Consider the following 24,599-nt stretch of genomic DNA (forward strand, 5'->3'; position numbering starts at 1 on the left):
ATGTCAGACAGCACGCTGGGCCAGCCGGTCCAAAAACGAAATGTCCGCCTGCAGATGCTTTCCGAATTCTGGCACTATTTCAGCCAGAACAAGGGCGCTGTCGTCGGCCTTGTCATCATCATCCTTCTGGTGCTGGTGGCGATCTTCGCCCCGCTGCTCGCGCCGCATAACCCGATCGAGCAGTATCGCGACATGTTCCTGACGCCGCCCTTCTGGCAGGAGGGCGGCACGCTCACCTTCCCGCTTGGCACCGATGCGGTCGGCCGCGATATCCTCTCTCGCCTCATCTACGGTTCGCGCTATTCGCTGGCGATCGGCATGATCGTCGTCTCGATCGCGCTTCTGCTCGGCATCACGCTCGGCCTTGTCGCCGGTTTCTTTAGGGGCTGGGTCGACGTCGCGATCATGCGCGTCATGGACGTCATCCTTGCCTTCCCGCCGCTGCTTCTGGCGCTGGTGCTGGTGGCCGTTCTTGGTCCCGGCCTGTTCAACGCCATGATCGCGATCGCGCTCGTGCTGCAGCCGCATTTTGCCCGCCTTACCCGTGCAGCGGTGATGGCGGAAGCGAAACGCGAATATGTGGTTTCCGCCCGCGTTGCCGGCGCCCGCAATCTCCGGCTGATGTTCAAGACCATCCTGCCGAACTGCCTGGCGCCGCTGATCGTGCAGGCGACGCTCTCCTTCTCCAACGCCATTCTTGAAGCCGCAGCCCTTGGCTTTCTCGGCATGGGCGCCCAGCCGCCAACACCGGAATGGGGCACGATGCTGGCCGAAGCGCGCGAATTCATCCTGCGCGCCTGGTGGGTCGTCACCTTCCCCGGCCTTGCCATCCTGATCACCGTGCTGGCGATCAACCTCGTCGGCGACGGGTTGCGCGATGCGCTCGATCCCAAGCTGAAGCGGAGCTAGAGACATGGAACCGCTACTCGACGTCCAGAACCTTTCCGTCAGCTTCCCGACCGCAAACGGCGAGACCACGGTGCTGCACAATGCCTCCTACCGCATCGATCGCGGCGAGGTGCTCGCCATTGTCGGCGAGAGCGGCTCCGGCAAGTCGGTGGCCATGCTTGCCGTCATGGGGCTTTTGCCGATCACGGCGCGGGTGACGGCCGATCGCATTGCCTTTGAAGGCCGCGACATCGTCAACATGCCGGCCAAGGAACGGCGCAAGATCATCGGGCGGGACATCTCGATGATCTTCCAGGAGCCGATCGCCAGCCTCAATCCGTGCTTCACCGCCGGTTTCCAGATCGAGGAAGTGCTGAAACAGCACACCGATCTCGACAAGAGGGCCCGCCACAGGCGCGCCGTGGAACTGCTGGAGGCCGTCGGCCTGCCGAACCCGGAAGACCGGCTGAAAGCCTATCCGCACCAGATGTCCGGCGGCCAGTGCCAGCGCATCATGATCGCGATTGCCATGGCCTGCTCGCCGAAACTGCTGATCGCCGACGAGCCGACCACGGCGCTCGATGTCACCATCCAGAAGCAGATCCTCGAGCTGCTTGCCCGCCTGCAGGCGGAAACCGGTATGGCGATGATCATGATCACCCACGACATGGGCGTCGTCGCCGAGACCGCAGACCGGGTGGTGGTACAGTACAAGGGCCGCAAGATGGAAGAGGCCGACGTGCTGTCGCTGTTTGAAAACCCGAAGCATGCCTATACCCGGGCGCTGCTGTCCGCCCTGCCGGAAAACGCCACCGGCGACCGGTTGCCGACCATCGACTATTCGGCCGACTTTACGGGAGAAACGCTGTGAGCGAGATCGTCGCAGAGGGAAAGAACATCGTCCGCGACTACATCGTGCCGGGCGGCATGTTCCACAAGGCGCGCACGGTTCGGGCGCTGAAGGGCGTCGATTTCTCCGTCGAGCGCGGCAAGACGCTGGCGCTTGTCGGTGAATCAGGCTGCGGCAAGTCCACCCTTGCCCGCATCATCACCATGATCGACGCGCAGACGGATGGCGATCTCACCATCGAGGGCCAGAAGGTCGACATTTCCGGCACCCGCCCGACGCCCGAGCAGCGCCGCAAGGTGCAGATCGTGTTCCAAAACCCCTATGGCTCGCTCAATCCGCGCCAGAAGGTGGGCGACGTGCTGATGGAGCCGCTTCTGCTCAACACCGATTATTCGGCAACGGACCGGCGCGACAGGGCGCAGGACCTCTTGAAGAAGGTTGGCCTCGGCCCCGAGCATTTCGACCGCTATCCGCACATGTTTTCCGGCGGTCAGCGCCAGCGCATCGCCATTGCCCGCGCGCTGATCCTGAACCCGTCCCTGCTGGTGCTGGACGAACCGGTTTCCGCGCTCGACCTGTCGGTGCAGGCCCAGATCCTGAACTTGCTTGCTGACCTGCAGGACGAGTTCAACCTCACCTATATCTTCGTCAGCCACGACCTTTCCGTGGTGCGCTATATCTGCGACGAGATCATGGTGATGTATTTCGGCGAAGTCGTGGAACGCGGCTCGCGCGATCAGGTGTTCACCGATCCCCAGCATGCCTATACCCAGACGCTGTTCAAGGCGACGCCGCGCGCCGATGTCGAAAGCATCCGCGCGCGCCTTGCCGCCAAACAGGCGAAAATGGCTGCCGGCAACTGAACTTGCCGGCCGGCTTCAACGGTCTGACGTCTCCCAGCGCGGATTGAGCCAGGGACCGGCATTTTTTTCAGGCGCGAGCGGCTGGCGGCCCAGGATATGGTCGCTCGCCTTTTCGCCGACCATGATCGACGGCGCGTTGAGATTGCCGTTGGTGATGCGCGGGAAGACCGAACTGTCGGCGACGCGCAAGCCGTCGACGCCGATCACCCGGCATTCGGGATCGACCACCGCCATCTTGTCATCGGCGCGGCCCATCTTCGCCGTGCCGCAGGGGTGGTAGGCGCTTTCGGCGTGTTCGCGGATGAAGCCGTCGATCTCGTCATCGCTTTGAACATCGCTGCCCGGCTGGATTTCCTTGCCGCGATAGGGATCGAAAGCGGCTTGCGCGAAGATTTCGCGGGTGAGGCGCACGCAGCGGCGGAAATCGGCCCAATCCTGTTCGTGGCTCATGTAGTTGAACACGATCTTCGGCGCCTCTTTCGGATCGTCGCTCTTCAGCGTGATCGCCCCGCGCGAGGGCGAGCGCATCGGCCCGACATGGGCCTGAAAGCCGTGGCCTTCGGCAGGTGCGGTGCCATCATAGCGCACCGCCATCGGCAGGAAATGATACTGGATATCGGGATAGTCGACGCCGGGACGCGAGCGGACGAAGGCGGCGCTTTCGAACTGGTTGGAGGCGCCGATGCCGTTCTTGAAGAACAGCCATTGCGCGCCGGCAAGCCCTTTGCCGAAGATGTTCCAGTGCTTGTAGAGCGTGATCGGCTGGGTGCTGGCCTGCTGGATATAGACCTCCAGATGGTCCTGCAGGTTCTTGCCGACGCCGGGTCGGTCGGCGACGAGCGGAATGCCGTGCTCGGCAAGCTCGCCTGCCGGGCCGATGCCGGAAAGAAGCAGCATTTTCGGCGTGTTGATCGAGGACGCCGCCAGAATGACCTCGCGGCGCGCGCGGATTGTCTCGATCCGGCCGCCGCGCTCCACCTCGACGCCGACGGCGCGGCCATCCTCGATGATCACCTTGCGGGCGAAGCAGCGGATGAGGTCGAGGTTCTGTCGCTTGAGCGCCGGCTTCAGATAGGCATTGGCCGCCGACCAACGCCTGCCCTTCCACACCGTCTGCTCCATCGGCCCGAAGCCTTCCTGTTTCTCGCCGTTGTAATCCCCGGTCGCCTCGAAGCCCGCCTGTCTGCCCGCCTCGACAAAGGCATGAAACAGCGGGTTCTTGCGCGGGCCGCGCGTCACATGCAGCGGACCGTCCTTGCCCCGCCAGGACGGATCGCCGCCATGGCCGCCCTCATGCCAGTGCTCCATGCGCTTGAAATAGGGCAGCACATCCGCGTAAGCCCAACCACTCGCCCCCGATTCCGCCCAGTGGTCATAGTCGCGCGCGTGGCCGCGCACATAGACCATGCCGTTGATCGAGGACGAGCCGCCGATCACCTTGCCGCGCGGGGTCACCAGACGGCGATTGCCGAGATGCGGCTCCGGCTCGGAGACAAAACCCCAGTCATAGCGCTTCATGTTCATCGGGTAGGAGAGCGCCGCCGGCATCTGGATGAAGGGACCGATATCGGTCCCGCCGAACTCCAGCACCAGAACGGAGTGCTTGCCGTCTTCCGACAGCCGTGCGGCCATGGCCGAACCTGCCGAACCGGAACCAACGATGACAAAATCTGCTTCAGTCAATTTCGAACCTTTCATTGCCACGGTGGGCAAATGTTTCACGAGGCGTTGCTTGTCGCGTTTGACCGCCCCGCGCTACCCGACACCCTTTCCCCCCTCTCTGCGTCATCCTCGGGCTTGACCCGAGGATCTAATCACCTTTCCACACGACACGCGTACCGGCTGTCCCGCCAGGGTATTTCACTGCAAGACCCGCCTACTCCGCTCGCGACCGACGTGGTTGGAACCTCGGGTCAAGCCCGAGGATGACGCCGAAGGAGAAGGAAGGCCTATCGTGAAAAAGCAGCCTCTCCCCCTCAAGGGGGGAGATCAGTATCGTGCAGATGCCCCCTCAATACGGACTGTCGACCTTGCCGAGCGCCACCTGCACCGTCTTCAGCTGCGAATAGAATTCCATCGCCGCGCGCCCGTTTTCGCGGCCGAAACCCGATTGCTTGACGCCGCCGAAGGGAATTTCGACCGGCGTCAGATTATAAGTGTTGATCCAGCAGATGCCGGCCTCAAGCGCGTCCGCCACGCGGTGGCCACGGGCGAGATCGCGGGTGAAGACGCCGGCGGCGAGGCCGAAGGGCGTGTCATTGGCGCGGGCGATCACTTCCTCCTCGGTGTCAAACGCCAGCACGCTCATCACCGGCCCGAAAATCTCCTCGCGCGCGATCGTCATGTCGTCGGTGACGTCGGCAAAGACGGTGGGCTCGATATAGGCGCCCTTGGCAAAGGCCTCGCCCTCGGGAACGCCGCCGCCGGTCACAAGCCGTGCGCCCTCGCTCTTTCCCGCCTCGACATAGAACAGCACCTTGCGCCGCTGCTCTTCAGAGATCAGCGGGCCGAGATGGGTTTCCGGATCCAGCGGATCGCCGAGGCGGATCGTCTTCGTTCGTTCTGCAAGGCGGGTCAGAAAGGCCTCCAGAATGGATTTCTGCACGAAGACGCGGGTGCCGTTGGAGCAGATTTGGCCGGTCGAATAGAAATTGCCGAGCATGGCGCCGCCGATGGCGTCTTCCAGATCAGCATCCTCGAACACGACCATCGGCGATTTGCCGCCAAGCTCCATCGTCGCGTGACGCATGCCGGAGGCCGCGGCCGCATAGACCTTGCCGCCGGTCGGAACCGAACCGGTGAGCGATACCTTTGCGGTCTTTGCGTGGGTGGAAAGGGCCGCTCCCACATCGCCGAAGCCCTGCACGACATTGAAAAGCCCCTTCGGCGCACCGGCCTCCATCAGGATTTCGGCAAGCTTCAGGGCTGAAAGCGGCGTCATTTCCGAGGGCTTGAACACCATGGCATTGCCGCAGGCAAGCGCGGGCGCGGCCTTCCACGAGGCGATCTGGATGGGATAATTCCATGCGCCGATGCCGACGCAGACGCCAAGCGGCTCGCGCTTTGTATAGGCAAAGCCTTCCGCAAGCGGCACGCTTTCACCGGAAAGGCCGGCGGCCTGGGCGGAAAACCATTCGAGCGCATCCGCGCCGGAGGCCGGATCGGCGACCAGCGTTTCCTGAATGGCCTTGCCGGTGTCGAGCGTCTCGAGCTTCGCCAGTGCGTCATTGCGCTCGCGCATCAGGTCGGACGCCCTTCGCAGCACGCGGGCGCGTTCGACCGGCAGCCATGAAGCCCATTCGCGCTGGGCGCGTTCGGCCGCCGCCATGGCGCGCTCGATGATCGCCGGCGTTGCCGCATGCAGCGTCGCGATCACCTCGCCGGTTGCCGGGTTGATGCTGTCAAAGGCCCGGCCGTCGGTATCCTCGGCATAGTCGCCGTCGATGAAATGGCTGGCTTGTACATGCATTGTTGGTCTCCGCTTTTCGCGTTCGCTGGTTTTGAGGACGACGACGTCCTATTCGCCGCGCGGCCAGCGTTGGCTGGCCTCCAGAATGTTGAGGTCCATGTGGTTGCGCATGAAACGCTCGGAGGCGTCCTTCATCGGCTGATGGTCCCAGGGGTGATAATCGCCCTGCCGCAGCGCCTCATAGACGATGTGTCGGCGCGCCTGGCTCTCGCGGATCTCGGCGTCATAGGCCGCCATGTCCCAGTATTCGCGCACCTTCGCCGCGAAGGCGGCCGCCGTTTCGGCATGGGCGGGATCATCGGCCAGGTTGGTCAGTTCGTGCGGATCGGCCTCAAGATCGAAGAGTTGCGGCGCGTCGAGCTCGCAATGATTATACTTGAACCGGCCCTCACGGATCGAAACCAGCGGCGCTTCCGAGGCTTCGGCCGCATATTCCATGCGCACCGGCATTTTTCGTTTCTGCCCGGCTGCAACAGGAACAAGGCTTTCTCCGTCGGTCCACGGCGCAACGCTTGCCATGTCGACCCCCGCGAGATCGGCGAGTGTTGCGGCGATATCGACGGTCGAGGCCGGCGTCCTGACAAGGCCCGGTTCCATGCCCGGCGCGGCAATCATCAGCGGCACGCGCGACGAGCCCTCGTAAAAGCTCATCTTGAACCACAGGCCGCGCTCGCCCAGCATGTCGCCATGGTCGGAGAGGAAGACGATGACGGTGTCTTCGGAAAGCCCGACGCCGTCCAGCGCCTCGAGGATCTCGCCGATCTTGTCGTCGATATAGGAGACATTGGCGAAATAGGCGCGCCGCGCCCTGCGGATGTCCTCATTGGTGATATCGAAACTGCGAAAATCATTGGCATCGAAGATCCGCTTCGAATGGCCGTCCTGCGCCTCGTAGTCGATCGGGCCGACGTCCGGCTCCAGATGGTCGCAATCCTCGTAGAGGTCCCAGTACTTCCTCCGCGCCACGTAAGGATCGTGCGGATGGGTGAAGGAGACGGTCAGCATGAAGGGCCGGTCATCCTTGCGGCGGCCGAGATCATAGACCTTGCGCACCGCCTCATAGGCGACCTCGTCGTCATATTCGAGCTGGTTGGTGATCTCGCCAACCCCTGCGCCGGTGACCGAGCCCATATTGTGATACCACCAGTCGATGCGCTCGCCCGGCTTGCCGTAATCCGGCGTCCAGCCGTAATCGGCCGGGTACACATCGGTGGTCAGCCGCTCCTCGAAACCGTGAAGCTGGTCGGGGCCGACAAAGTGCATCTTGCCGGCAAGCGACGTCTGGTAGCCGGCGCGGCGCAGATGATGGGCATAGGTGACGATATCGGGCGAGAACTCCGCCGCGTTGTCATAGACGCGGGTGCGGCGCGGCAACTGCCCGCTCATGAAGGAGGCGCGCGCCGGCGCGCAGAGAGGCGAGCCGGTATAGGCGTTCTGAAACCGCGTCGAGCGTTCCGCCAGTTTCCTCAGGTTCGGCGTGTGCAGGAAATCGGCCGGGCCATCGGGAAACAGGGTCCCGGCAAGCTGATCGACCATGAGAACGAGAATGTTCGGCCGCGCGGTCATGAAGACATCTCCTTGGCAAGGGTGAGTTCGAGATATTCCCTGGTCATTTCAATGGCGCCCTGGCGGGTGCTGCCGAAGTCCTTCAGTGCCGCGCGCAGGTAGAAGCCGTCGATCATCGAGCCGAGACCGGTGGCAATCCGGTTTGCCGCATCACGGCTGACGCGCATTCTGAGCGCGAAGACCAGATTGGAGCGCAGCCGCGCCTCGTAGATCGACAGAAGCCGGCTGGCATCGCCCTTGCGCTGGGCCTGGACATAGAAGGCGAGCCAGGCGGCAACGACGGCGGGATCGAACTGGTCGGGGCCAAAACTTGCCTCGATGATGGCGGCAAGCCGCTCCTCCGGCGTGCGCGCGCTTTTGTAGCGGGCCTTGACCGAGGCCCCGAACTCATCAAGGATGCGCCGCATGGCCGCGAACAATATCTTGTCCTTGGAGCCGAAATAATGATGCGCGAGCGCAGGCGAGACGCCCGCCCGCTTCGCGATCTTCGCGACCGTGACTTCCACCATGCCGACCTTGCCGACTTCCTCGATCGCGGCCCGGACAAGGGCATCGCGACGGATCGTTTCCATTCCGGTTTTCGGCATCGGCTCAACCCGCTGAAAAAATGCTCAGAGACGTTTAGTGGCGAAGAAATATGCAACTTTGCCTGCTTCGCCGTTTACAGGAATTAACATATGTTATATTGATTGACTGATCAATCAAAGAAGCCAACAGTTTTTCGCCGCGCCGGTCAAGGCGCAACGGCAATCTTGCAACGGACCCGAAAGGAACGCTGACATGTCTGACAACTTCCGAATGATCCTCGCAGCTCTTACCGCCGCGACAACCCTTTCCGCCGGCGCTGCGGCAGCCCAGGAAACGGCCTGTGACAGCGTAAGCTTCTCCGACGTCGGCTGGACGGACATCACCACCACCACCGCAACGGCGAAGCACCTGCTGGAAGGCCTCGGCTACAAGGTTGACGTCAAGGTTCTCTCCGTTCCGGTCACCTTCGCATCGCTGAAGAGCGATGATGTCGATATCTTCCTCGGCAACTGGATGCCGGCGCAGACCGGCGCGATCACCCCTTATGTCGACGAGGGTGAGATCGACGTTGTCGCCACCAATCTCGAAGGCACCAAATATACGCTGGCCGTGCCGACCTACACCTATGAAAAGGGCCTGAAGACCTATGCCGACATCGCCAAGTTCGGCGATGAGCTCGACGACAAGATCTACGGCATCGAGCCGGGCAATGAGGGCAATGCCTATCTCGTCTCGCTGATCGACGAGAACAAGTTCGGCCTGAAGGATTTCGAGGTTGTCGAAAGCTCCGAACAGGGCATGCTGGCCATGGTTGGCCGCAAATACCGCCAGGAACAGCCGATTGTCTTCCTCGGCTGGGAACCGCATCCGATGAACGCCACCTATTCGCTGAAATACCTCACCGGCGGCGAGGATTTCTTCGGCGGCGAAGGCATTGTCCGCACGGTGACCCGCAAGGGCTATGCGGAAGAATGCCCGAATGTCGGCAAGCTTCTTGAAAACCTGAAGTTCTCGCTCGCCATGGAAAACGAGATCATGGGCAAGATCCTGAACGACGGTGAGAATGAGGGCGATGCCACGGCCGAATGGATCAAGGCCAATCCGGATGCGCTTGATGCCTGGCTGGACGGCGTGACCACCACGTCCGGCGAGCCGGGCCTGCCGGCGGTCAAGGCCTCGCTCGGCCTTTGAGGATATGATGGCCCGGAACGGCGAGAGGCTTTTCCGGGCCTTTCCTTATCGCCATCATCACGGGATGCAAATCCGCCGCCTGGCATACCGGCGGCGGCTCGGTGACGGTGAAAACCGTGACCGCGGGGGACAATGAAGGAGCAAAATCTTGCACTGGCTGACAGACTACAAGATCCCGCTCGGGCAGTGGGCCCAGGATATTTTCGACTGGCTGCAGATCCATGGCGGCTGGTTTTTCGACGGTCTCGCCGACATCATGGGCTGGCTCATCGACAAGCTTCTGTGGCTCCTGCAGGCGCCGGGACCGATTGTCGTTGCCCTCGTCGTCACCGCCTTTGCCTACTGGATGCAGCGCAACTGGAAGGTTTCGCTCTTCGTCTTTCTCGGCTTTTTGTTCATCATCAACCAAGGCTATTGGGAAGAAACCACCGAAAGCCTGGCGTTGGTGATCTCGGCCTGCATCATCTGCATGGCCATCGGCGTTCCGATCGGCATCTTTACCGCCCACCGGCCGCGTTTTTATCAGGTGCTGCAACCGGTTCTCGACCTGATGCAGACACTGCCGCCCTTCGTCTATCTCATTCCGGCAATCATCTTCTTCGGCATCGGCATGGTGCCGGGTCTGCTGGCAACCGTCATCTTCGTCATCCCCGCTTCCATCCGGCTGACTCATCTGGGCGTTTCCTCTGTGCCGAAGCCCCTGCTGGAAGCCGCTGACGCCTTCGGCGGCACGCCCTGGCAGAAGCTCACCAAGGTCGAGCTCTACCATGCGATGCCGCAGATCATGGCCGGTCTCAACCAGACCATCATGCTGTCGCTGTCCATGGTCGTGGTTGCCGCCCTTGTCGGCGCCGACGGTCTCGGCGTGCCGGTGGTGCGGGCGCTCAACCAGGTCAATCCCGCGCTCGGTTTCGAAAGCGGCTTCGTCATCGTCGTCGTCGCCATCATTCTGGATCGGGTTTTGAAGATCGGAGGACGCAACAATGGCTGATGCGGTCGTCTTTGAAGATGTGAATATCGTGTTCGGCGACAAGCCGGAAAGCGCCCTACCCCTGATGGATGCCGGCAAGGACCGTGCTGAAGTGCAGGATGAAACCGGCCAGGTGCTCGGCGTGCACAATTGCTCGCTGACAGTTGGCGAGGGCGAGCTTCTGGTGCTGATGGGCCTCTCAGGCTCGGGAAAATCGACCCTGCTCAGGGCCGTCAACCGGCTCAACCCGGTCTGCCGCGGCCGCGTTCTCGTCAATGACGGCACGCAGATGACCGACGTGACCTCGGCCGACAACAAGACCCTGCGCCATATCCGGCTGCAACGGGTCTCCATGGTGTTCCAGCAGTTCGGCCTCCTGCCCTGGCGCAATGTCCGCGACAATGTCGCTCTCGGCCTCGAATTTGCCGGCCTGAGCAAGAAGGAGCGGCTGGAAAAGGCGGAAGCCCAGCTCGAGCTCGTCGGGCTGAAGGACTGGGGCGACCAGCTTGTCGGCGAACTCTCCGGCGGCATGCAGCAGCGCGTCGGCCTTGCCCGCGCCTTTGCCACCGAAGCGCCGATCCTGCTGATGGACGAGCCGTTTTCCGCGCTTGACCCGTTGATCCGCACCCGGCTTCAGGACGAGTTGATCGAGCTTCAGCGCAATCTGAAGCGCACGATCATCTTCGTCAGCCATGATCTGGATGAGGCCTTCAAGATCGGCGACCGGATCGCGATCATGGAAGGCGGCCGGATCGTCCAATGCGGCACGCCGTCGGAGATCGTGCGCCAGCCGGCCGATGCCTATGTCGCCGACTTCGTTGCCAATGTGAACCCGCTCGGCGTCCTGCGCGCCGCCGATGTGATGAGCGATGACGATGCGCCCGACGGCGCGCATCCGATCGACATCAACACCAAGCTGGCCGACATGATGGACGCGCTCGGCAAGGGCGCGACATTGAGCGTCGTCGATGGCAGCGGCAAGACTGTAGGCAGCGTCCGCCCGTCCAATGTGGTCACAGCCCTCAACCCGGCGATTCCGCTCGGATAGGGCTTGAGGCGCGGCCCCGTTTGAACGCGGCAGCGGCTGTATCAAGACAATAAAAAGGCGCTCCATCGGGGCGCCTTTTCAATGCTCGAAGAAGAAATTCCTCAACGCGGCATCAGGAAGAATTCCAGAACGCCGGTGCGGATCGCCCGCCGCTTCGCCTTGCTCTTGAAAGGCAGCGAAATCATGTTGCCAATCAGCCTGCAGACTTTGTAGGGGCGATAATATCGGTCGATCATCTCCCGCTCGCCATCATGGGCCGGCACGACCGCCCGGGGGTCGACATGGTCGCGATAGAGCTCGATCCATTCATTGTGCGTATAGCAGGTCATGAATGAATTGGGATGGACCTTCATGAAGAAGGTCGGTTTCGACGGCTTGATGTTGAACTGGTCGAAGGACAGGAACACGAAGTTGGAAGCGAAGTATCGCTCCGTCGCACTCGCCGCCGCCTCATTTCCGTCATTGTAGCAGGTGCACGGCACCACATGTCCGCTCCGCCGAAGGGCGTTGACGAAGATGTGCTGTTCGGGCGTGTAGCGATTGTAGCGACGGCTGCCCGTGTCCCAGAGCGCCTCCTCTTCCGTCATCAGCGGCACGTCGTAAAGCCTGCGGATATCGTCGGTCAGGCCGAAAAAGGCGAGATCGGAGGGATGGAACGGAAAATGCAGGCGCGAGCGCGGATTGCGCGAGAAATAGCTGCAGGCCAGCAGCTTGTGCGAAAACAGCGCATAGGCCTCGTCGCGCTTGGGAAAGGCATCGAAAAACGAGAGGAAGTCATTGCCGGTCAGCATGAAGTCCGTGCGCATGCGGAAGCAGAAGGGGGTTTCGACCCGCTCCAGCCCGGCGCGGTTGCCGACAATCTGGCGATTGACATTATTGGCTTTTTCGCCCGGCTGGTCGGAATAATAGAAGAACCCGGGATCCTCGCAAAGCACGAGCTCGTCATAGTCGAGGCCTTCTACGTCGGCGGTGGTCCAGGTGGACAGGATGATCCTCGAAGCCGGGAAATAACGCCTTACGGCGGCAAAGCTGTCGCGAACAAGCGGCTTGTCCACGACACCCTGAAACAGAAATGTGATTTCTTTCGTATCCATCACCGAATGACCTATCTGCCCCTTTAAACGCGAGCGCCCCCGCACTCGTTCCGCAGCTTACATTGCATGAGGTCAAACTGCCCTGTCAGCATGTAATATGCGCCCCCCAAATGGGGAATGTCGAGCCGATTTTTTGCCCGTCAAGCGTTCAACCTGTAAAACGCTCAACGCATGCTTCCGGGATATTTGTCATCACTGGCGCCGGGAAGCTTCACCACCACATTGACGGTTCCGTCCTCCAGGCATTCGAAGTCGGTCGCCTCGCCGGGTTCCATCACGACAATATCGCCTGCGCCATATTCGACGCCGTTCATGCTGACGCGTCCGGCGATGATGACGGTATATTCCGTTGCGACCCTGTGATGGTGCAGCCCCTCGGCATCACCGCGCCGATAGCGCTTGACGGCAACCTCGACGTCTTCGGTGCGACACAGGCTCGGCTCGAAATTGCCGATGAACCAGCCCTTGACCATGTCTTCCAGTTTCGCCGTCCTCAATGCAGAAAGGCCTCCCTGTGCTCGTGAAGCTGGGAGATGTACTGCGCCAGCTGCATTTCCGTCTTGACCGGATGAAACTGGTCATTCTCGATGAATTCGATCGCGACCCGCTTGTGGCGCAGGATCATTTCGTTAATGGTCTGGCTGATGAAGAACGCGTCCTTGATCTTCCGATCCTTGCGTACAACACTCTGCGCACAAAGCACGAAATCGCTTCCCTTGCGGAAATAGTAGAAGCTAGCGAGCGCATGCTTGCTGATCGGCCGTTTTTCAGCGACCTCGCAGACGAGGCCATCCTCATCGAGGAGCGCGAAGGAATACCGCGGGTGGACGGAGCGGAACGAAAGCACGCCGGCATCGGCCTCCCCGTCGCGGAACGCCTTCACGATCGCACCAAGATCCGCATCGATCAGTTCGTCGACGGCGACCAGAATGATCTCCTCATCCTTGTCGATCTGTTCGGCGGCCAGAAGCGCGGTGCAGACCGAGCCGGCCGTCGGCCCGGACACCTCGACGCATGCTGCGTTGTCCGCGCTCTGCGCGATCACGTCATCGACGTTGAAGTCGTGAATGTCGGAACTCCTCACGCAGAAGATGATCGCGCTCGGCTCCAGCGTCTGCAGCGCGGCGATCTGGCGTTCGAGAATGAGTTCCTCGTTGAATTCCGTCATGTAGAGCGGGTAGCGCTCGCCCTTGATATCCAGGTTTTCGCCGCCCATCAGAACCAGTATCTTCATGCCGCCGACCCCACGGAACTTCCCGCCGCCTCGATTTCCGCGATACGCCGCTTCAGCCCCTTGTAATTGACCTCGTCGACATCCTTGACCGCGAGGATGTGGGCACCGGAGGCTTCCGCGGCCTTCAACCCGTTGGGATTGTCCTCGACGATCAGGCACTCCTTCGGATGGAGCTTCAGCATTTCTATTGCCTTCAGATAGATCTCCGGATCGGGCTTCGCCCGTTTCACGTCCTGGTTGGACAGCATGAAATCGAGATAGGGCGTCAGGCTCGCCTTCATCATCATCTGCTGAACCGTGTCGCGCGTCGAATTGGAGGCGACGGCCAGCCGGTAGCCCTCCATCTTCAGCCGCGACAGCGCATATTCATGGTCGAAACGCGGCCGGCAGCGCTCGACGATGATCTCGAGCGTGTAGCGCTGCTTCATCTCGTTGATGAAGCCGTGAAGATAGGTGGGCAGGTTCTTGTCGATGGAAAGGCGCTGCAACTTCACCTTGGTCGGCAGCCCGTCATAGACGGTGGCGTGCTCATGCCGCTCGATCGTGTAGCCGAACAGGCCGAGCGCCCGGTTGAGCGCGTCGTAATGCCATTCCTTGGCTTCGATCAGCACCCCGTCCATGTCGAAAATGACGGCCTTTATTGCCATTATCGTGCCTCCTCGAACGCGTCTTTCGCCTTTTCCGGCATGTCGGTGCACAAAAGGAGCGCGTCACTACCGAGTGATTGGGCCGATTTTATGATCGGCCACTGAATGCCGACGTCACGCCGGTGAAGGTCGGCGGATACCACGCAGACGCGCTTTTCCTGCCCGATCAGTCCGTCGATCAGCCCCGGACCGTACCAGTCCGAGCGGAAACAGTCGAGCCAGACCCCGTTTGCGGCCTCCAGAAGCGGCGGATGCGGCTGAAGGTCTGAGAGGCCGGTAAAGGCCGTCAGCCCATCCTCAAGCTGGCGCACCAGATCCGGCAGCGACATGTCGAAGACGAAGTAGTTGCTGTGGCCGAAATCCTCGAGAATCGCCTTGATCTCTCGGCTCAGCCCGTCGGCCTTGATGTTGAGCGCCAGCGTCAGATTGCGCCCGTCCATGATCTCGAGAAAGGCGGAAAACGGCATCTCGCCGCCCTTGGCCATGTCATGGGCGATGACGATTTCGCCGTTGTGGTCCCTAAGGTCGGTTTCCGTGCCGAAGCCGCGATCAAAGGAGCGGCGAAAGGCCGCCTCGGTGTTCTTTTCCGCGGCCGTCTCCCAAAGACCGCGATGTGAAAGGATCTCCACTATTTCACCCTTTCGGAAACCGGATGTTCCAGGAAGAAATCCAGATCGCCCGGTATGCCCAGCCCGTACATGCCGTCATACTCCTTCCCGATGGAATAGTGCCCGATCTTCAGGCCGTCGCGAATCAAGTAATTGTAGACCGGACAGACATAAAACTCTCCGTTGATCCGCACATTGTCCTTTATCATTTCCTCCGACGCGCGGACCAGATCACGGCCTTTTCGGAAATTGAAGATGCCAACGGCGGCATTGTCCGAAATCACCTTCTTCTCGGCCGTCTCGACGACTTCACCGTCCTCCTCGCGCACGAAGGACCATTTGGGATCATCGGCTTTCATTGTCATGATCAGACCGTCATAGCCACCCTTTTCCATGAAGCCGAGATAAGCATCGATATCGGCATCGATATACTGGTCGGAATTCACCGTCATCACCGGCTCGTCATTGTCGATCAGCGCTTTTGCCAGAAGCACGGTCGAAGCCTGCCCCTCGGTAACGTGATCGATGCCGATGATCTCGACATTTTCCGCCATCCCCTTCAACCTGTCCTCAAGCCCATAGTCGCGGATATGGCCGTTCTGACAGATGAAGATGAAGCGATGCGGCACGGAGGGCGTGAGATTTTCGACCACGACCTGGATCATCGGCTTGCCATGCACCGGTATCAACGGCTTGGGATCCGTGTAACCGGCATCGGCAAACCGGCTTCCCCTGCCGGCCATCGGAACAACAATATTCAGCACGTCAACTCACTTCCCGTCACATTGCCTCGGTTCATCCGCTTCAGGCCGTGCCATCATAGCAGACTAATCCGCCCTGCATTTTCAACATTGTTTACAAGACATATCATGCGCCAAGCCCCCTCTGGCCCGCCATATCCCGCCACATCTTGCACTTTCTCGTGGTAGCCGAAGCGCTCGTCGCCGACAACATGACACCGCGGCAGGAGCGGACTTTTTCCGCTATGATCGGAAATTATCTGCATGCCGATTGACGAATGGGAGATCATCCCCTAAACATCATCTCAGAATTTGGAACGTACCAAATCGGGAGGAGACGGTATGAAGTGGGGTCTTGTCGGGGCCAGCACGATCGCGTCCGAGCACATGATCGGGGCAATCAGGGCGCAGGCCGGCCACACGGTCGAGGCGGTTCTGTCATCGAGCGCGGAGCGCGGCCAGGCCTTTGCGACTCGCAACGGCATTCCGCACGCCTTCACCGATCTCGAGACGCTTCTGGCGCGCCCCGAGATCGGCGCCGTCTACATCTCCACCACCAACGAGAAGCATTTCTCTCAAGCCATGGCCGCCTTTGCCGCCGGCAAGCATGTTCTGTGCGAAAAACCGCTGGCGCTCAGCGTCGACGACGCGGCGCAAATGGTCGAAGCGGCCAGAAACGCCGGCCTCGTCTTCGCCACCAACCATCACCTGCGTTGCGCCGGCGCGCATCTTGCCATTCGCCAGATCATCGCCGAGGGCCGGCTCGGCCACGTCCTGTCGGTGCGGGTATTCCATGCCGTCAGCCTGCCGGAGCATCTGCGCGGCTGGCGCATCGACAACCGCGACGCCGGCGGCGGCGTGATCGCCGACATCACCGTCCATGACGCCGACACGGTGCGTTTTCATCTTGGCGAGGATCCGAAGACGGTTGTCGCGCAGGCCGTCTCCTCCGGGCTCGGCGAAGGCGTGGAAGACAGCGTCATGTCTGTCTGGACCATGCCGTCCGGCATCATGGTGCAGAGCCATGAGAGCTTCACCCATCCCTATGCCGGTTCCGGCATCGAGGTTCACGGCACGGAGGGTTCGCTTTTTGCCCAGGGCGTCATGACCCAGAGACCGACCGGCACGATCACAATGACGGACAAGGATGGCACCGTACAACTCAACTATGACCGCCACGACCTCTACGGCTACGGGCTGAAGGCCTTCAACCGGGCGGTTGCCGGCCACGGCCGCCCCGCTGCGGACGGCGTCGACGGACTGAAATCGCTGGCGGTTGCGATGGCCGTTGCCCGGTCGGCGCGCGAAGGCCGGGCCGTCGATGTGGACTACAAAGGATATTGAGAAATGAAGAGCAAGGTCGTCAGCGCGGAAGCCGCCGTCAGCCGGATTGCAGACAATGCCGTGGTTTCGGTGTCGTCCTCTTCCGGTCTCGGCTGCCCGGACAAGGTGCTGGAAGCGCTCGGCGCGCGGTTTGAGGCCACCGGCCATCCCCGGCGGCTGACCACGCTGCATCCCATTGCCGCCGGCGATATGTACGGCATCAAGGGCATTGACCATATCGCTCGCGACGGGCTCCTCGACCGGGTGATCGCCGGTTCCTATCCGAGCGGCGCCTCGTCGCTGCCCATGCCGGAAATCTGGAAGATGATCGTCGAAAATCGGATCGCGGCCTACAACGTGCCCTCCGGTATCATGTTCGACATGCACCGCGACGTGGCGGCCAAGCGCCCGGGCGTCCTCACCCAGGTCGGCATTGATACATTCGTCGACCCTGAACTTCAGGGCTGCGCCATGAACGACAAGGCCGCGGACGCGCCGATCGTCAAACGCGTCGACTTTGCCGGCGACACCTGGCTGCATTTCGACAATTTCGCCCCCGATGTGACGATCCTGCGCGCAACGACGGCCGATGAACACGGCAATCTCACCTATGAGCACGAGGGCGCCTATCTCGGCGGCCTCGACCAGGCGATTGCCGCGCGCAACAATCGCGGCCTCGTGATTGCCCAGGTCAAGCGGGTGACGGCGGCCGGTTCGCTGCGTCCGCACGATGTGCGCGTTCCCGGCCATCTGGTGGACTGCATCGTGGTCGATCCCGACCAGTACCAGACCACCGAAACGCTTTACGATCCGGCGATTTCCGGGGAGATCATCCACCCGCTGGCGGATTTCGAGCTCGCCGAATACGGCGTGGAAAAAGTGATCGCGCGGCGCGCGGCGATGGAGCTCGCATCCGGCCAGGCCGCCAATCTCGGCTTCGGCATCTGCGCGCTGGTGCCGCGCATCCTGCTGGAAGAGGGCCATGCCGGCGACGTCACATGGGCGATCGAGCAGGGCGCCGTCGGCGGCATGCCGCTGACCGGCTTTGCCTTCGGCTGCGCGTCGAACGCCGATGCCTTCATGCCCTCGCCCAACCAGTTCACCTATTTTCAGGGCGGCGGCTTCGATGTCACCTTCCTCTCCTTCCTCGAGGTGGACCGCAAGGGCAATGTCAACGTCTCCAAGCTCGACAAGAAGCCTTATCTGACGGCCGGCTGCGGCGGTTTCGTCGACATTACGGCCAATGCCCGCAAGATCGTGTTTGCAGGGCTTTTCGAGGCGGCGGCCGGCCTCAACCTGACGAGCGAGGGCCTGTTCGTCGAAAAGCCGGGCAAGTTCTCAAAGATGGTCGAGGCCGTCGAGCACGTCACCTTTTCAGGGAGCCGCGCCAGGGAGAATGGCCAGGACGTGCTCTATGTCACCGAACGCTGCGTTATGCGCATCGGCGACAACGGGCTTGTCGCCACCGAGATCATGCCGGGCATCGATCCCGAGCGCGACATCATCGCCGCGTCCGGCGGACGGGTCTCCGTCGCAGAAAACGCGACCAGCATGCCGCTGTCGCTGCTGTCCGAACGGAAGATGGGGCTCAAGATATGATTGCCGGCCACGCCGCATATTCTGCCGTCACGGCGAACCCAACAATCTCCCCCCTTGAGGGGGAGATGCCCCGACAGGGGCAGAGGGGGGTGAACTCCCTCCGTCCTTTCGGAGCAAGCGGTTCTGCCCCATACCCCTCTCTGTCGCTTTCGCGACATCTCCCCCTCAAGGGAGGAGATCGGCGGAAGGACTTCGCAAGGCTCGTAGCCAAGACTCTGTCTTCAAGGACAATGGAGCCCGTGCAATGAGCGCCATTCATCTGATCCCGCACGGCCCCATCGCCGAGCTGCACCTCGACAATCCGGCCAAGCTCAATGCCTTCACGCCGGAGATGCTCGACAGCCTGGAGGCTCATCTTGCCGCAATCGAGGCCGATCCCGCCATCCGTTTCGTCATTCTGACGGCCGAGGGCGACCGGGCCTTTTGCGCCGGCGCTGACATCAATGCCTGGGGCGATCTGTCGCCCGGCGATTTCGCCCGTTTCTGGGTGCGCGACGGTCATCGCCGCTTCGACCGGCTGGCGCGGCTTTCCAAGCCGACGATCGCGGCCCTTTCTGCGCATACGTTCGGCGGCGGGCTCGAGCTTGCGATTGCCTGCGATATCCGGGTGATGGCGCCGAAGGCGACGATCGCGCTTCCCGAGCCCAAGGTGGGCATCGTGCCCGGCTGGTCCGGCACGCAGCGCATGACGCGGCTTCTGCCGGAGCCCGTGGTCAAGGAAATGGCGCTCTTCGGCAGGCGCATCGGGGCGGAACGGGCAACCGCGCTCGGCTTTGCCGCGGAGATTGCGGAAGACTGCCGCGCCCGCGCCTTCGAGATCGCCGAAGCCGGACTGGAGACCTCCGCCTATTCCACCGAAATCGTCAAATACATGATCCACGCGGGCGTGGGCGAAGACCGCTCCGCCATGGTCGAAACGCTGGGCAGCGGCATGATCGCCGCCTCCTTCGACAAGGCCGAGGGCGTTTCGGCCTTTCGCGAAAAACGCAAACCGTCATTCAAGGGCTGTTAGACATGACCGACCTCACCATCATCCCCGCTGTCAATCACACGCCGGAACCGGTTTTCGTCGCCCGCCACCTGATCAACGGCGTGTGGCAGGCGTCCGTGAACGGCGAAACCTTTGAGCGCGCATCGCCCGCTCACGGTCAGACGGTGACGGAGGCCGCCCTTGGCGGCGTCGCAGAGACGGAAGCGGCAATCGCTGCCGCCCGGACCGCCTTTGATGACGGGCGCTGGTCGCGCATCTCCGGCAAGGAGCGCGCCGAGATCCTGCTGAAGGTTGCCGCTTTCATCGAACGCGACCTTGATCGCATCGCCATGCGCGACACGCTGGAGAGCGGCAAGCCGATTGCGCAGGCCCGTGACGAGATCGCGGGGGCGGTCGACATCTGGCGCTTTGCCGCCTCGCTTGCCCGCACGGTTTCCGGCGACAGCCACAATTCGCTCGGCGACGACATGCTCGGCCTGGTGCTGAAGGAGCCGGTCGGTGTCGCGGCCCTGATCGCGCCATGGAATTTCCCTTTCCTGATCGTCTCGCAGAAACTGCCCTTTGCCCTCGCCGCCGGCTGCACCGCCGTCGTCAAGCCATCGGAACTGACCCCGTCCTCGGCCGTCATCCTCGGCGAATTGCTGATGGAGGCGGGCATTCCCGACGGCGTCGTCAACATCGTGCTCGGCTATGGCGATCCGGTGGGCACGACCATGTGCCAGAGCGAAAGCGTCGACATGGTGTCGTTCACGGGCTCGACCGCCGTCGGCAAGGCGATCGTGCGAGCGAGCGCCGGAACGCTGAAGAAGGTTTCGCTGGAACTCGGCGGCAAGAACCCGCAGGTGGTCTTCCCCGATTGCGATCTCGACGAGGCGGCCGATGCCATCGTCTTCGGCGTCTATTTCAACGCCGGCGAGTGCTGCAATTCCGGCTCGCGCATCATCGTGCATGAAGACATCGCCGAGGCGCTGACCGAAAAGGTGGTGGCGCTGTCGAAAAAGGTACCCTTCGGCGATCCGCTCGATCCGCGCACCAAGGTCGGGGCGATCATTTCGGATGCGCATTTCGACAAGATCGATGGCTATGTTTCCGGCGCCAGAAGCGACGGCGCGGCCATACCCCTTGGCGGCGGAGCGCTTGCCGTGCCGGGGTTGTCAGGCCGGTTCTACACGCCTACAGTCGTGACAAATGTCAATTCCACCATGGCTGTCGCACGGGAGGAGGTCTTCGGACCGGTGCTATCGGTCTTGACGTTTAAAACGATTGAGGAGGCAATCGAGCTCGCCAACGGCGCCGCCTACGGGCTGTCTGCAGGGGTCTGGAGCAACGATGTCAGCACCTGCCTTGCCTTTGCCCGCCGCGTTCAGGCCGGCACCGTGTGGACCAATACCTGGATGGATGGATTTTCCGAACTGCCTTTCGGCGGCGTCAAGCAATCGGGCCTCGGCCGCGAGCTTGGCCGCTACGGGCTGGAAGAATACCTGGAGGTGAAGACCGTGACGATGCGCATCGGGCGCACGCGCGCATCCTGGGTCGACTGAGATCGCCGGCCGCGCCGATTGCGGCCTGCGGGAGAGGAAATGACCATCATGGCCGAAACCGGCCATGGGGTTTCAAAACGCAAAGAGGAGGAGACTATGCGTTTGAATTTTGCAAGAAGTGCAGCAATGCTCGCCATCGTGGCGGCTTCCGCGTCCGCGACATCGGTCAAGGCCGAGGATGTCGAGGTCCTGCACTGGTGGACGGCGGGCGGTGAAGCCGCGGCGCTGAACGTCCTGAAGGAGAACCTGCAGGATCAGGGCATCGGCTGGCAGGACATGCCGGTTGCAGGCGGCGGCGGCGAACAGGCCATGACCGTGCTGCGCGCCCGCGTCACCGGCGGCAACCCTCCGGCGGCCGTGCAGATGCTCGGCTTCGACATCACCGACTGGGCCAAGGAAGGCGCGCTCGCCAATCTGAACGACATCGCCGCCGAGGAAGGCTGGGACGAGGTTGTTCCGTCGGCACTGCAGAAATTCTCTAAATATGACGGAGAATGGGTCGCGGCCCCGGTGAACGTGCATTCCACCAACTGGGTCTGGGCCAACAAGTCGATCCTCGACGAACTCGGCATCGAGCAGCCCGAGACCTGGGACGAACTCGTTGCCGCGATGGACAAGGTCAAGGCCTCCGGCAAGACCGCCGTCGCCCATGGCGGCCAGGCCTGGCAGGACGCCACGATCTTTGACGCCGTGGTGATGGCAACCGGCGGCCCGGAATTCTACCAGGCCTCGATGGTCGACCTTGATCCGGAAGCGCTCGGCTCCGACACGATGAAGGAAGTCTTCGACCGCATGACCGTGATCCGCGGCTATGTGGACGACAACTTCTCCGGCCGCGACTGGAACCTGGCTTCCGCCATGGTCATCAATGACGAGGCCGCCTTCCAGTTCATGGGCGACTGGGCCAAGGGCGAATTCCTCAAGGCCGGCCTGACGCCGGGCGAGGACTTCCTGTGCTTCCGCTTCCCCGGCACGCAGGACCAGGTGACCTTCAACTCCGACCAGTTCGCCTTCTTCCAGCAGGGCGACGAGCCGACGCCGGAACAGGCGGCGCTGGCCAAGGCGATCATGTCGCCGGAATTCCAGTCGGCCTTCAACGTCGTCAAGGGGTCCGTGCCGGCGCGCACCGACGTCTCGGACGAGGCGTTTGACGCCTGCGGCAAGAAGGGCATGGCCGATCTGGCCGCAGCCTCGGAAAGCGGCAACCTGTTCGGATCCATGGCGCACGGTCACGCCAACCCGGCCTCCGTCAAGAACGCCATGTATGACGTGATCACCGCTCAGTTCAACGGTGAGTACGACAGCGAAACCGCGACCGAGGAACTGGTCACGGCGGTACAGATCGCGCAGTAAACACGCCGCACTTCGGAGAGGGTCAAGGCCCTCTCCGCTCGCAGACCATGAGGCGGGTTTGAAGGGCACTTCGCTCCAATACCGGCTTGGCTTGCCAGCTGAACTTGCCGCTTGTCGATCTCCCCCCTTGAGGGGGAGATGCCCGGCAGGGCAGAGGGGGGTGAACCGCCCGCAGCACGTTCGGTGCTTGAGGCAAGCCCCATACCCCCCTCTGTCGCTTTCGCGACATCTCCCCCTCAAGGGGGGAGATTGATTGGCGGTAATCCGCTTCAGAATAACACCGGCGGCAGGGCCGCCAACCCGGAGGATAGGAATGGCTTCGTCTGCAGCAAGACGAGGGAGCGCGGGAGATTTCCTGCGTGACGCCCTGCCGAAAATCGTGCTCAGTCCATCGCTGGCGATGGTTCTGATCTTCGTCTACGGCTTCATCGCCTTTACCGTCTATCTGTCGTTTACCGACAGCCGCATCCTGCCGAGCTATGATCTCGTCGGCTGGAAGAACTACATGAACCTCTTCCGGCTGAGAGCCTGGACGATCGCGGTCAAGAACGTCGTCATCTTCGGCGGGCTCTATATCACCTTCTGCTGCGCGATCGGGCTGATGCTGGCGATCTTTCTCGACCAGAAGATCCGCGCCGAGGGCTTCATCCGGTCCATCTACCTCTATCCGATGGCGCTGTCCTTCATCGTCACCGGCACGGCTTGGAAATGGTTTCTCGATCCCGGCATCGGCCTTGAGGCGGTGATGCATTCCTGGGGCTGGACGAGCTTCCAGTTCAACTGGATCAAGTCGAACCAGATGGCGATCTACACCATCGTGATCGCCGCCGTCTGGCAGACCTCCGGCTTCGTCATGGCGATGTTCCTCGCAGGCCTTCGCGGCATCGACAATGAGGTGCTGAAGGCCGCCCAGATCGACGGCGCCTCCAATTTCGCGCTCTACCGGCGCATCGTCATTCCGCAGCTTCGCCCCGCCTTCATGTCGGCGATCGTGGTGCTCGCCCATATGGCGATCAAATCCTATGACCTCGTCATCGCCCTGACCGGCGGCGGGCCGGGCCGTTCCACCGAGTTGCCCGCGACCTTCATGTATTCCTACACATTCACCCGCAACCAGATGGGCATCGGCGCCGCATCCGCCGTGATCATGCTGATGTCGATCGCCGCGATCATGGTGCCATATCTCTGGTCGGAACTGAGGGAGAAGCACCAATGAGTTCGAATGCTTCCACCCAGGTCGTCTCGACGGGCCGCGGCGCGCGCTTCGTCATCTACACGATCCTCCTGATCTTCTGCCTCTATTACCTTCTGCCGCTTTACGTGATGGTGGTGAACTCGCTCAAGCCGCTTCGCGAGATTCAGGCGGGCGGGATGATGAACCTGCCGGATGCCTGGACGCTCGAACCGTGGAAAAGCGCCTGGTCGACGGCGCAGATCGGCGTGCAGGCGACCGGCCTCAAGCCCTATTTCATGAACTCGATCCAGATGGTGGTGCCGGCTGTCGCGATCTCCACCGTGCTCGGCGCCCTCAACGGCTATGTGCTGACCAAATGGCAGTTCCGCGGCCACAAGATCATCTTCGGCCTTTTGCTGTTTGCCTGCTTCATCCCCTTCCAGATCGTGCTGATCCCGATGGCGCGCATTCTGGGCATCATGGGCATTGCCGGTTCCGTGCCGGGGCTGATCTTCGTGCATCTGGTCTACGGCATCGGTTTCTCGACGCTTTATTTCCGCAATTACTACGCCCAGTTCCCCGATGAACTGGTGCGCGCGGCGCAGATCGACGGGGCGGGATTCTTTACGATCTTCCGCCGCATCATGCTGCCCTCATCCGGGCCGATCGCGGTGGTCTGCATCATCTGGCAGTTCACCAATATCTGGAACGACTTCCTGTTCGGTGCGTCGTTTTCCGATTTCAACAGCCAGCCGATGACGGTGGCGCTCAACAATCTCGTCCAGTCCTCCACCGGCGTGAAGGAATACAATGTCCACTTCGCCGGCGCGATCATGGCGGCACTGCCGACGCTGCTCGTCTACATCGTCGCCGGACGCTACTTCGTGCGCGGCCTGATGGCCGGCAGCGTGAAAGGGTAAAA

General features: G+C 61.9%; 23 protein-coding genes. 13 read left to right on the plus strand and 10 right to left on the minus strand.

Annotated features, from left to right (window positions below):
* From GGR30_RS05230 to GGR30_RS23345, 3 genes are read left to right on the plus strand one after another with little or no spacing between them, the layout of a single operon-like run.
* Positions 1-909, plus strand: a complete 909-nt coding sequence (locus GGR30_RS05230; protein ID WP_183483239.1) for an ABC transporter permease subunit — start codon at positions 1-3, stop codon at positions 907-909.
* Between the two features lie 4 nt (positions 910-913).
* Positions 914-1,759, plus strand: coding sequence for an ABC transporter ATP-binding protein (locus GGR30_RS23340; RefSeq protein WP_183483241.1), 846 nt, complete (start codon positions 914-916; stop codon positions 1,757-1,759).
* Complete coding sequence (locus tag GGR30_RS23345) at positions 1,756-2,601, plus strand: dipeptide ABC transporter ATP-binding protein (RefSeq protein ID WP_183483243.1); 846 nt, start codon at positions 1,756-1,758, stop codon at positions 2,599-2,601. Before GGR30_RS23340 ends, GGR30_RS23345 begins: the two co-directional genes overlap by 4 nt.
* Before the next feature lie 15 nt (positions 2,602-2,616).
* Here the strand turns inward: GGR30_RS23345 and betA are convergent, their stop codons facing one another.
* From betA to betI, 4 genes are all read right to left on the minus strand, one after another.
* Positions 2,617-4,233: a choline dehydrogenase gene (gene betA, locus GGR30_RS05245; protein ID WP_425488338.1), complete on the minus strand. Its 1,617-nt coding sequence runs from the start codon at positions 4,231-4,233 to the stop codon at positions 2,617-2,619.
* 379 nt (positions 4,234-4,612) lie between these two features.
* The gene (gene betB, locus GGR30_RS05250) at positions 4,613-6,070 is read right to left on the minus strand and encodes a betaine-aldehyde dehydrogenase (RefSeq protein WP_183483245.1); all 1,458 of its coding nucleotides are present in this window, start codon (positions 6,068-6,070) and stop codon (positions 4,613-4,615) included.
* Positions 6,071-6,118: 48 nt separating this feature from the next.
* Positions 6,119-7,636, minus strand: coding sequence for a choline-sulfatase (gene betC, locus GGR30_RS05255; protein WP_183483247.1), 1,518 nt, complete (start codon positions 7,634-7,636; stop codon positions 6,119-6,121).
* Positions 7,633-8,223 carry a transcriptional regulator BetI gene (betI, locus tag GGR30_RS05260; RefSeq protein ID WP_281378104.1) on the minus strand — a complete coding sequence of 197 codons (591 nt, stop codon included), beginning with the start codon at positions 8,221-8,223 and terminating at the stop codon, positions 7,633-7,635. Before betI ends, betC begins: the two co-directional genes overlap by 4 nt.
* A gap of 193 nt (positions 8,224-8,416) precedes the next feature.
* Between betI and choX the strand changes: the two genes are divergently transcribed.
* The 3 genes from choX (at position 8,417) to choV (ending at position 11,373) form a co-directional block, all read left to right on the plus strand.
* Positions 8,417-9,355, plus strand: coding sequence for a choline ABC transporter substrate-binding protein (gene choX / locus GGR30_RS05265; RefSeq protein ID WP_183483251.1), 939 nt, complete (start codon positions 8,417-8,419; stop codon positions 9,353-9,355).
* A gap of 148 nt (positions 9,356-9,503) precedes the next feature.
* On the plus strand, positions 9,504-10,346 hold the full coding sequence (choW, locus tag GGR30_RS05270) for a choline ABC transporter permease subunit (protein WP_183483253.1): 843 nt from the start codon (positions 9,504-9,506) through the stop codon (positions 10,344-10,346).
* The gene (gene choV / locus GGR30_RS05275; RefSeq protein ID WP_183483255.1) at positions 10,339-11,373 is read left to right on the plus strand and encodes a choline ABC transporter ATP-binding protein; all 1,035 of its coding nucleotides are present in this window, start codon (positions 10,339-10,341) and stop codon (positions 11,371-11,373) included. Before choW ends, choV begins: the two co-directional genes overlap by 8 nt.
* A 101-nt stretch (positions 11,374-11,474) precedes the next feature.
* Here choV and GGR30_RS05280 read toward each other — a convergent pair whose 3' ends face one another.
* The 6 genes from GGR30_RS05280 to GGR30_RS05305 form a co-directional block, all read right to left on the minus strand.
* A complete protein-coding gene (locus tag GGR30_RS05280) occupies positions 11,475-12,467 on the minus strand; it encodes a WavE lipopolysaccharide synthesis family protein (protein WP_183483257.1) in 993 nt (330 codons plus the stop codon).
* Positions 12,468-12,631: 164 nt separating this feature from the next.
* Positions 12,632-12,964 carry a cupin domain-containing protein gene (locus GGR30_RS05285; RefSeq protein WP_183483260.1) on the minus strand — a complete coding sequence of 111 codons (333 nt, stop codon included), beginning with the start codon at positions 12,962-12,964 and terminating at the stop codon, positions 12,632-12,634.
* Positions 12,961-13,701: a glycosyltransferase family protein gene (locus GGR30_RS05290; RefSeq protein WP_183483261.1), complete on the minus strand. Its 741-nt coding sequence runs from the start codon at positions 13,699-13,701 to the stop codon at positions 12,961-12,963. The genes GGR30_RS05285 and GGR30_RS05290 overlap by 4 nt, the downstream gene beginning before the upstream one ends.
* Positions 13,698-14,348 (minus strand): HAD family hydrolase, encoded by a 651-nt coding sequence (locus GGR30_RS05295; protein WP_183483263.1) that lies wholly within the window; start codon positions 14,346-14,348, stop codon positions 13,698-13,700. The genes GGR30_RS05290 and GGR30_RS05295 overlap by 4 nt, the downstream gene beginning before the upstream one ends.
* Positions 14,348-14,977: a PI-PLC domain-containing protein gene (locus tag GGR30_RS05300; protein ID WP_183483265.1), complete on the minus strand. Its 630-nt coding sequence runs from the start codon at positions 14,975-14,977 to the stop codon at positions 14,348-14,350. Before GGR30_RS05300 ends, GGR30_RS05295 begins: the two co-directional genes overlap by 1 nt.
* Entirely contained in the window at positions 14,977-15,720 is a 744-nt protein-coding gene (locus tag GGR30_RS05305; protein ID WP_183483267.1) for a sugar phosphate nucleotidyltransferase, read from the minus strand. Before GGR30_RS05305 ends, GGR30_RS05300 begins: the two co-directional genes overlap by 1 nt.
* Before the next feature lie 318 nt (positions 15,721-16,038).
* Here GGR30_RS05305 and GGR30_RS05310 point away from each other — a divergent pair, with 318 nt between their 5' ends.
* From GGR30_RS05310 to GGR30_RS05340, 7 genes are all read left to right on the plus strand, one after another.
* On the plus strand, positions 16,039-17,040 hold the full coding sequence (locus GGR30_RS05310) for a Gfo/Idh/MocA family protein (RefSeq protein ID WP_183483269.1): 1,002 nt from the start codon (positions 16,039-16,041) through the stop codon (positions 17,038-17,040).
* A gap of 3 nt (positions 17,041-17,043) precedes the next feature.
* Positions 17,044-18,618 carry an acyl CoA:acetate/3-ketoacid CoA transferase gene (locus tag GGR30_RS05315; protein ID WP_183483271.1) on the plus strand — a complete coding sequence of 525 codons (1,575 nt, stop codon included), beginning with the start codon at positions 17,044-17,046 and terminating at the stop codon, positions 18,616-18,618.
* Positions 18,619-18,862: 244 nt separating this feature from the next.
* Positions 18,863-19,630: an enoyl-CoA hydratase/isomerase family protein gene (locus tag GGR30_RS05320; protein WP_183483273.1), complete on the plus strand. Its 768-nt coding sequence runs from the start codon at positions 18,863-18,865 to the stop codon at positions 19,628-19,630.
* Positions 19,631-19,632: 2 nt separating this feature from the next.
* On the plus strand, positions 19,633-21,150 hold the full coding sequence (locus tag GGR30_RS05325) for an aldehyde dehydrogenase family protein (RefSeq protein ID WP_183483275.1): 1,518 nt from the start codon (positions 19,633-19,635) through the stop codon (positions 21,148-21,150).
* 96 nt (positions 21,151-21,246) lie between these two features.
* On the plus strand, positions 21,247-22,503 hold the full coding sequence (locus GGR30_RS05330; protein ID WP_183483277.1) for an ABC transporter substrate-binding protein: 1,257 nt from the start codon (positions 21,247-21,249) through the stop codon (positions 22,501-22,503).
* 313 nt (positions 22,504-22,816) lie between these two features.
* Positions 22,817-23,719, plus strand: coding sequence for a carbohydrate ABC transporter permease (locus tag GGR30_RS05335; RefSeq protein ID WP_183483279.1), 903 nt, complete (start codon positions 22,817-22,819; stop codon positions 23,717-23,719).
* Positions 23,716-24,597, plus strand: a complete 882-nt coding sequence (locus GGR30_RS05340; RefSeq protein ID WP_183483281.1) for a carbohydrate ABC transporter permease — start codon at positions 23,716-23,718, stop codon at positions 24,595-24,597. The genes GGR30_RS05335 and GGR30_RS05340 overlap by 4 nt, the downstream gene beginning before the upstream one ends.
* Positions 24,598-24,599 lie beyond the last annotated feature (2 nt).

This window comes from Martelella radicis, assembly GCF_014196625.1.
In the GTDB taxonomy this organism is placed as follows: Bacteria; Pseudomonadota; Alphaproteobacteria; order Rhizobiales; family Rhizobiaceae; genus Martelella; species Martelella radicis.

Coding starts and splice junctions, on each gene's coding strand:
- GGR30_RS05230 (WP_183483239.1), top strand. CDS start 1: ATGTCAGACAGCACGCTGGGCCAGCCGGTCCAAAAACGAAATGTCCGC.
- GGR30_RS23340 (WP_183483241.1), top strand. CDS start 914: ATGGAACCGCTACTCGACGTCCAGAACCTTTCCGTCAGCTTCCCGACC.
- betA (WP_425488338.1), bottom strand. CDS start 4,233: ATGGCCGCACGGCTGTCGGAAGACGGCAAGCACTCCGTTCTGGTGCTG.
- betB (WP_183483245.1), bottom strand. CDS start 6,070: ATGCATGTACAAGCCAGCCATTTCATCGACGGCGACTATGCCGAGGAT.
- betC (WP_183483247.1), bottom strand. CDS start 7,636: ATGACCGCGCGGCCGAACATTCTCGTTCTCATGGTCGATCAGCTTGCC.
- betI (WP_281378104.1), bottom strand. CDS start 8,223: ATGCCGAAAACCGGAATGGAAACGATCCGTCGCGATGCCCTTGTCCGG.
- choX (WP_183483251.1), top strand. CDS start 8,417: ATGTCTGACAACTTCCGAATGATCCTCGCAGCTCTTACCGCCGCGACA.
- choV (WP_183483255.1), top strand. CDS start 10,339: ATGGCTGATGCGGTCGTCTTTGAAGATGTGAATATCGTGTTCGGCGAC.
- GGR30_RS05280 (WP_183483257.1), bottom strand. CDS start 12,467: ATGGATACGAAAGAAATCACATTTCTGTTTCAGGGTGTCGTGGACAAG.
- GGR30_RS05290 (WP_183483261.1), bottom strand. CDS start 13,701: ATGAAGATACTGGTTCTGATGGGCGGCGAAAACCTGGATATCAAGGGC.
- GGR30_RS05295 (WP_183483263.1), bottom strand. CDS start 14,348: ATGGCAATAAAGGCCGTCATTTTCGACATGGACGGGGTGCTGATCGAA.
- GGR30_RS05310 (WP_183483269.1), top strand. CDS start 16,039: ATGAAGTGGGGTCTTGTCGGGGCCAGCACGATCGCGTCCGAGCACATG.
- GGR30_RS05315 (WP_183483271.1), top strand. CDS start 17,044: ATGAAGAGCAAGGTCGTCAGCGCGGAAGCCGCCGTCAGCCGGATTGCA.
- GGR30_RS05320 (WP_183483273.1), top strand. CDS start 18,863: ATGAGCGCCATTCATCTGATCCCGCACGGCCCCATCGCCGAGCTGCAC.
- GGR30_RS05325 (WP_183483275.1), top strand. CDS start 19,633: ATGACCGACCTCACCATCATCCCCGCTGTCAATCACACGCCGGAACCG.
- GGR30_RS05330 (WP_183483277.1), top strand. CDS start 21,247: ATGCGTTTGAATTTTGCAAGAAGTGCAGCAATGCTCGCCATCGTGGCG.
- GGR30_RS05335 (WP_183483279.1), top strand. CDS start 22,817: ATGGCTTCGTCTGCAGCAAGACGAGGGAGCGCGGGAGATTTCCTGCGT.
- GGR30_RS05340 (WP_183483281.1), top strand. CDS start 23,716: ATGAGTTCGAATGCTTCCACCCAGGTCGTCTCGACGGGCCGCGGCGCG.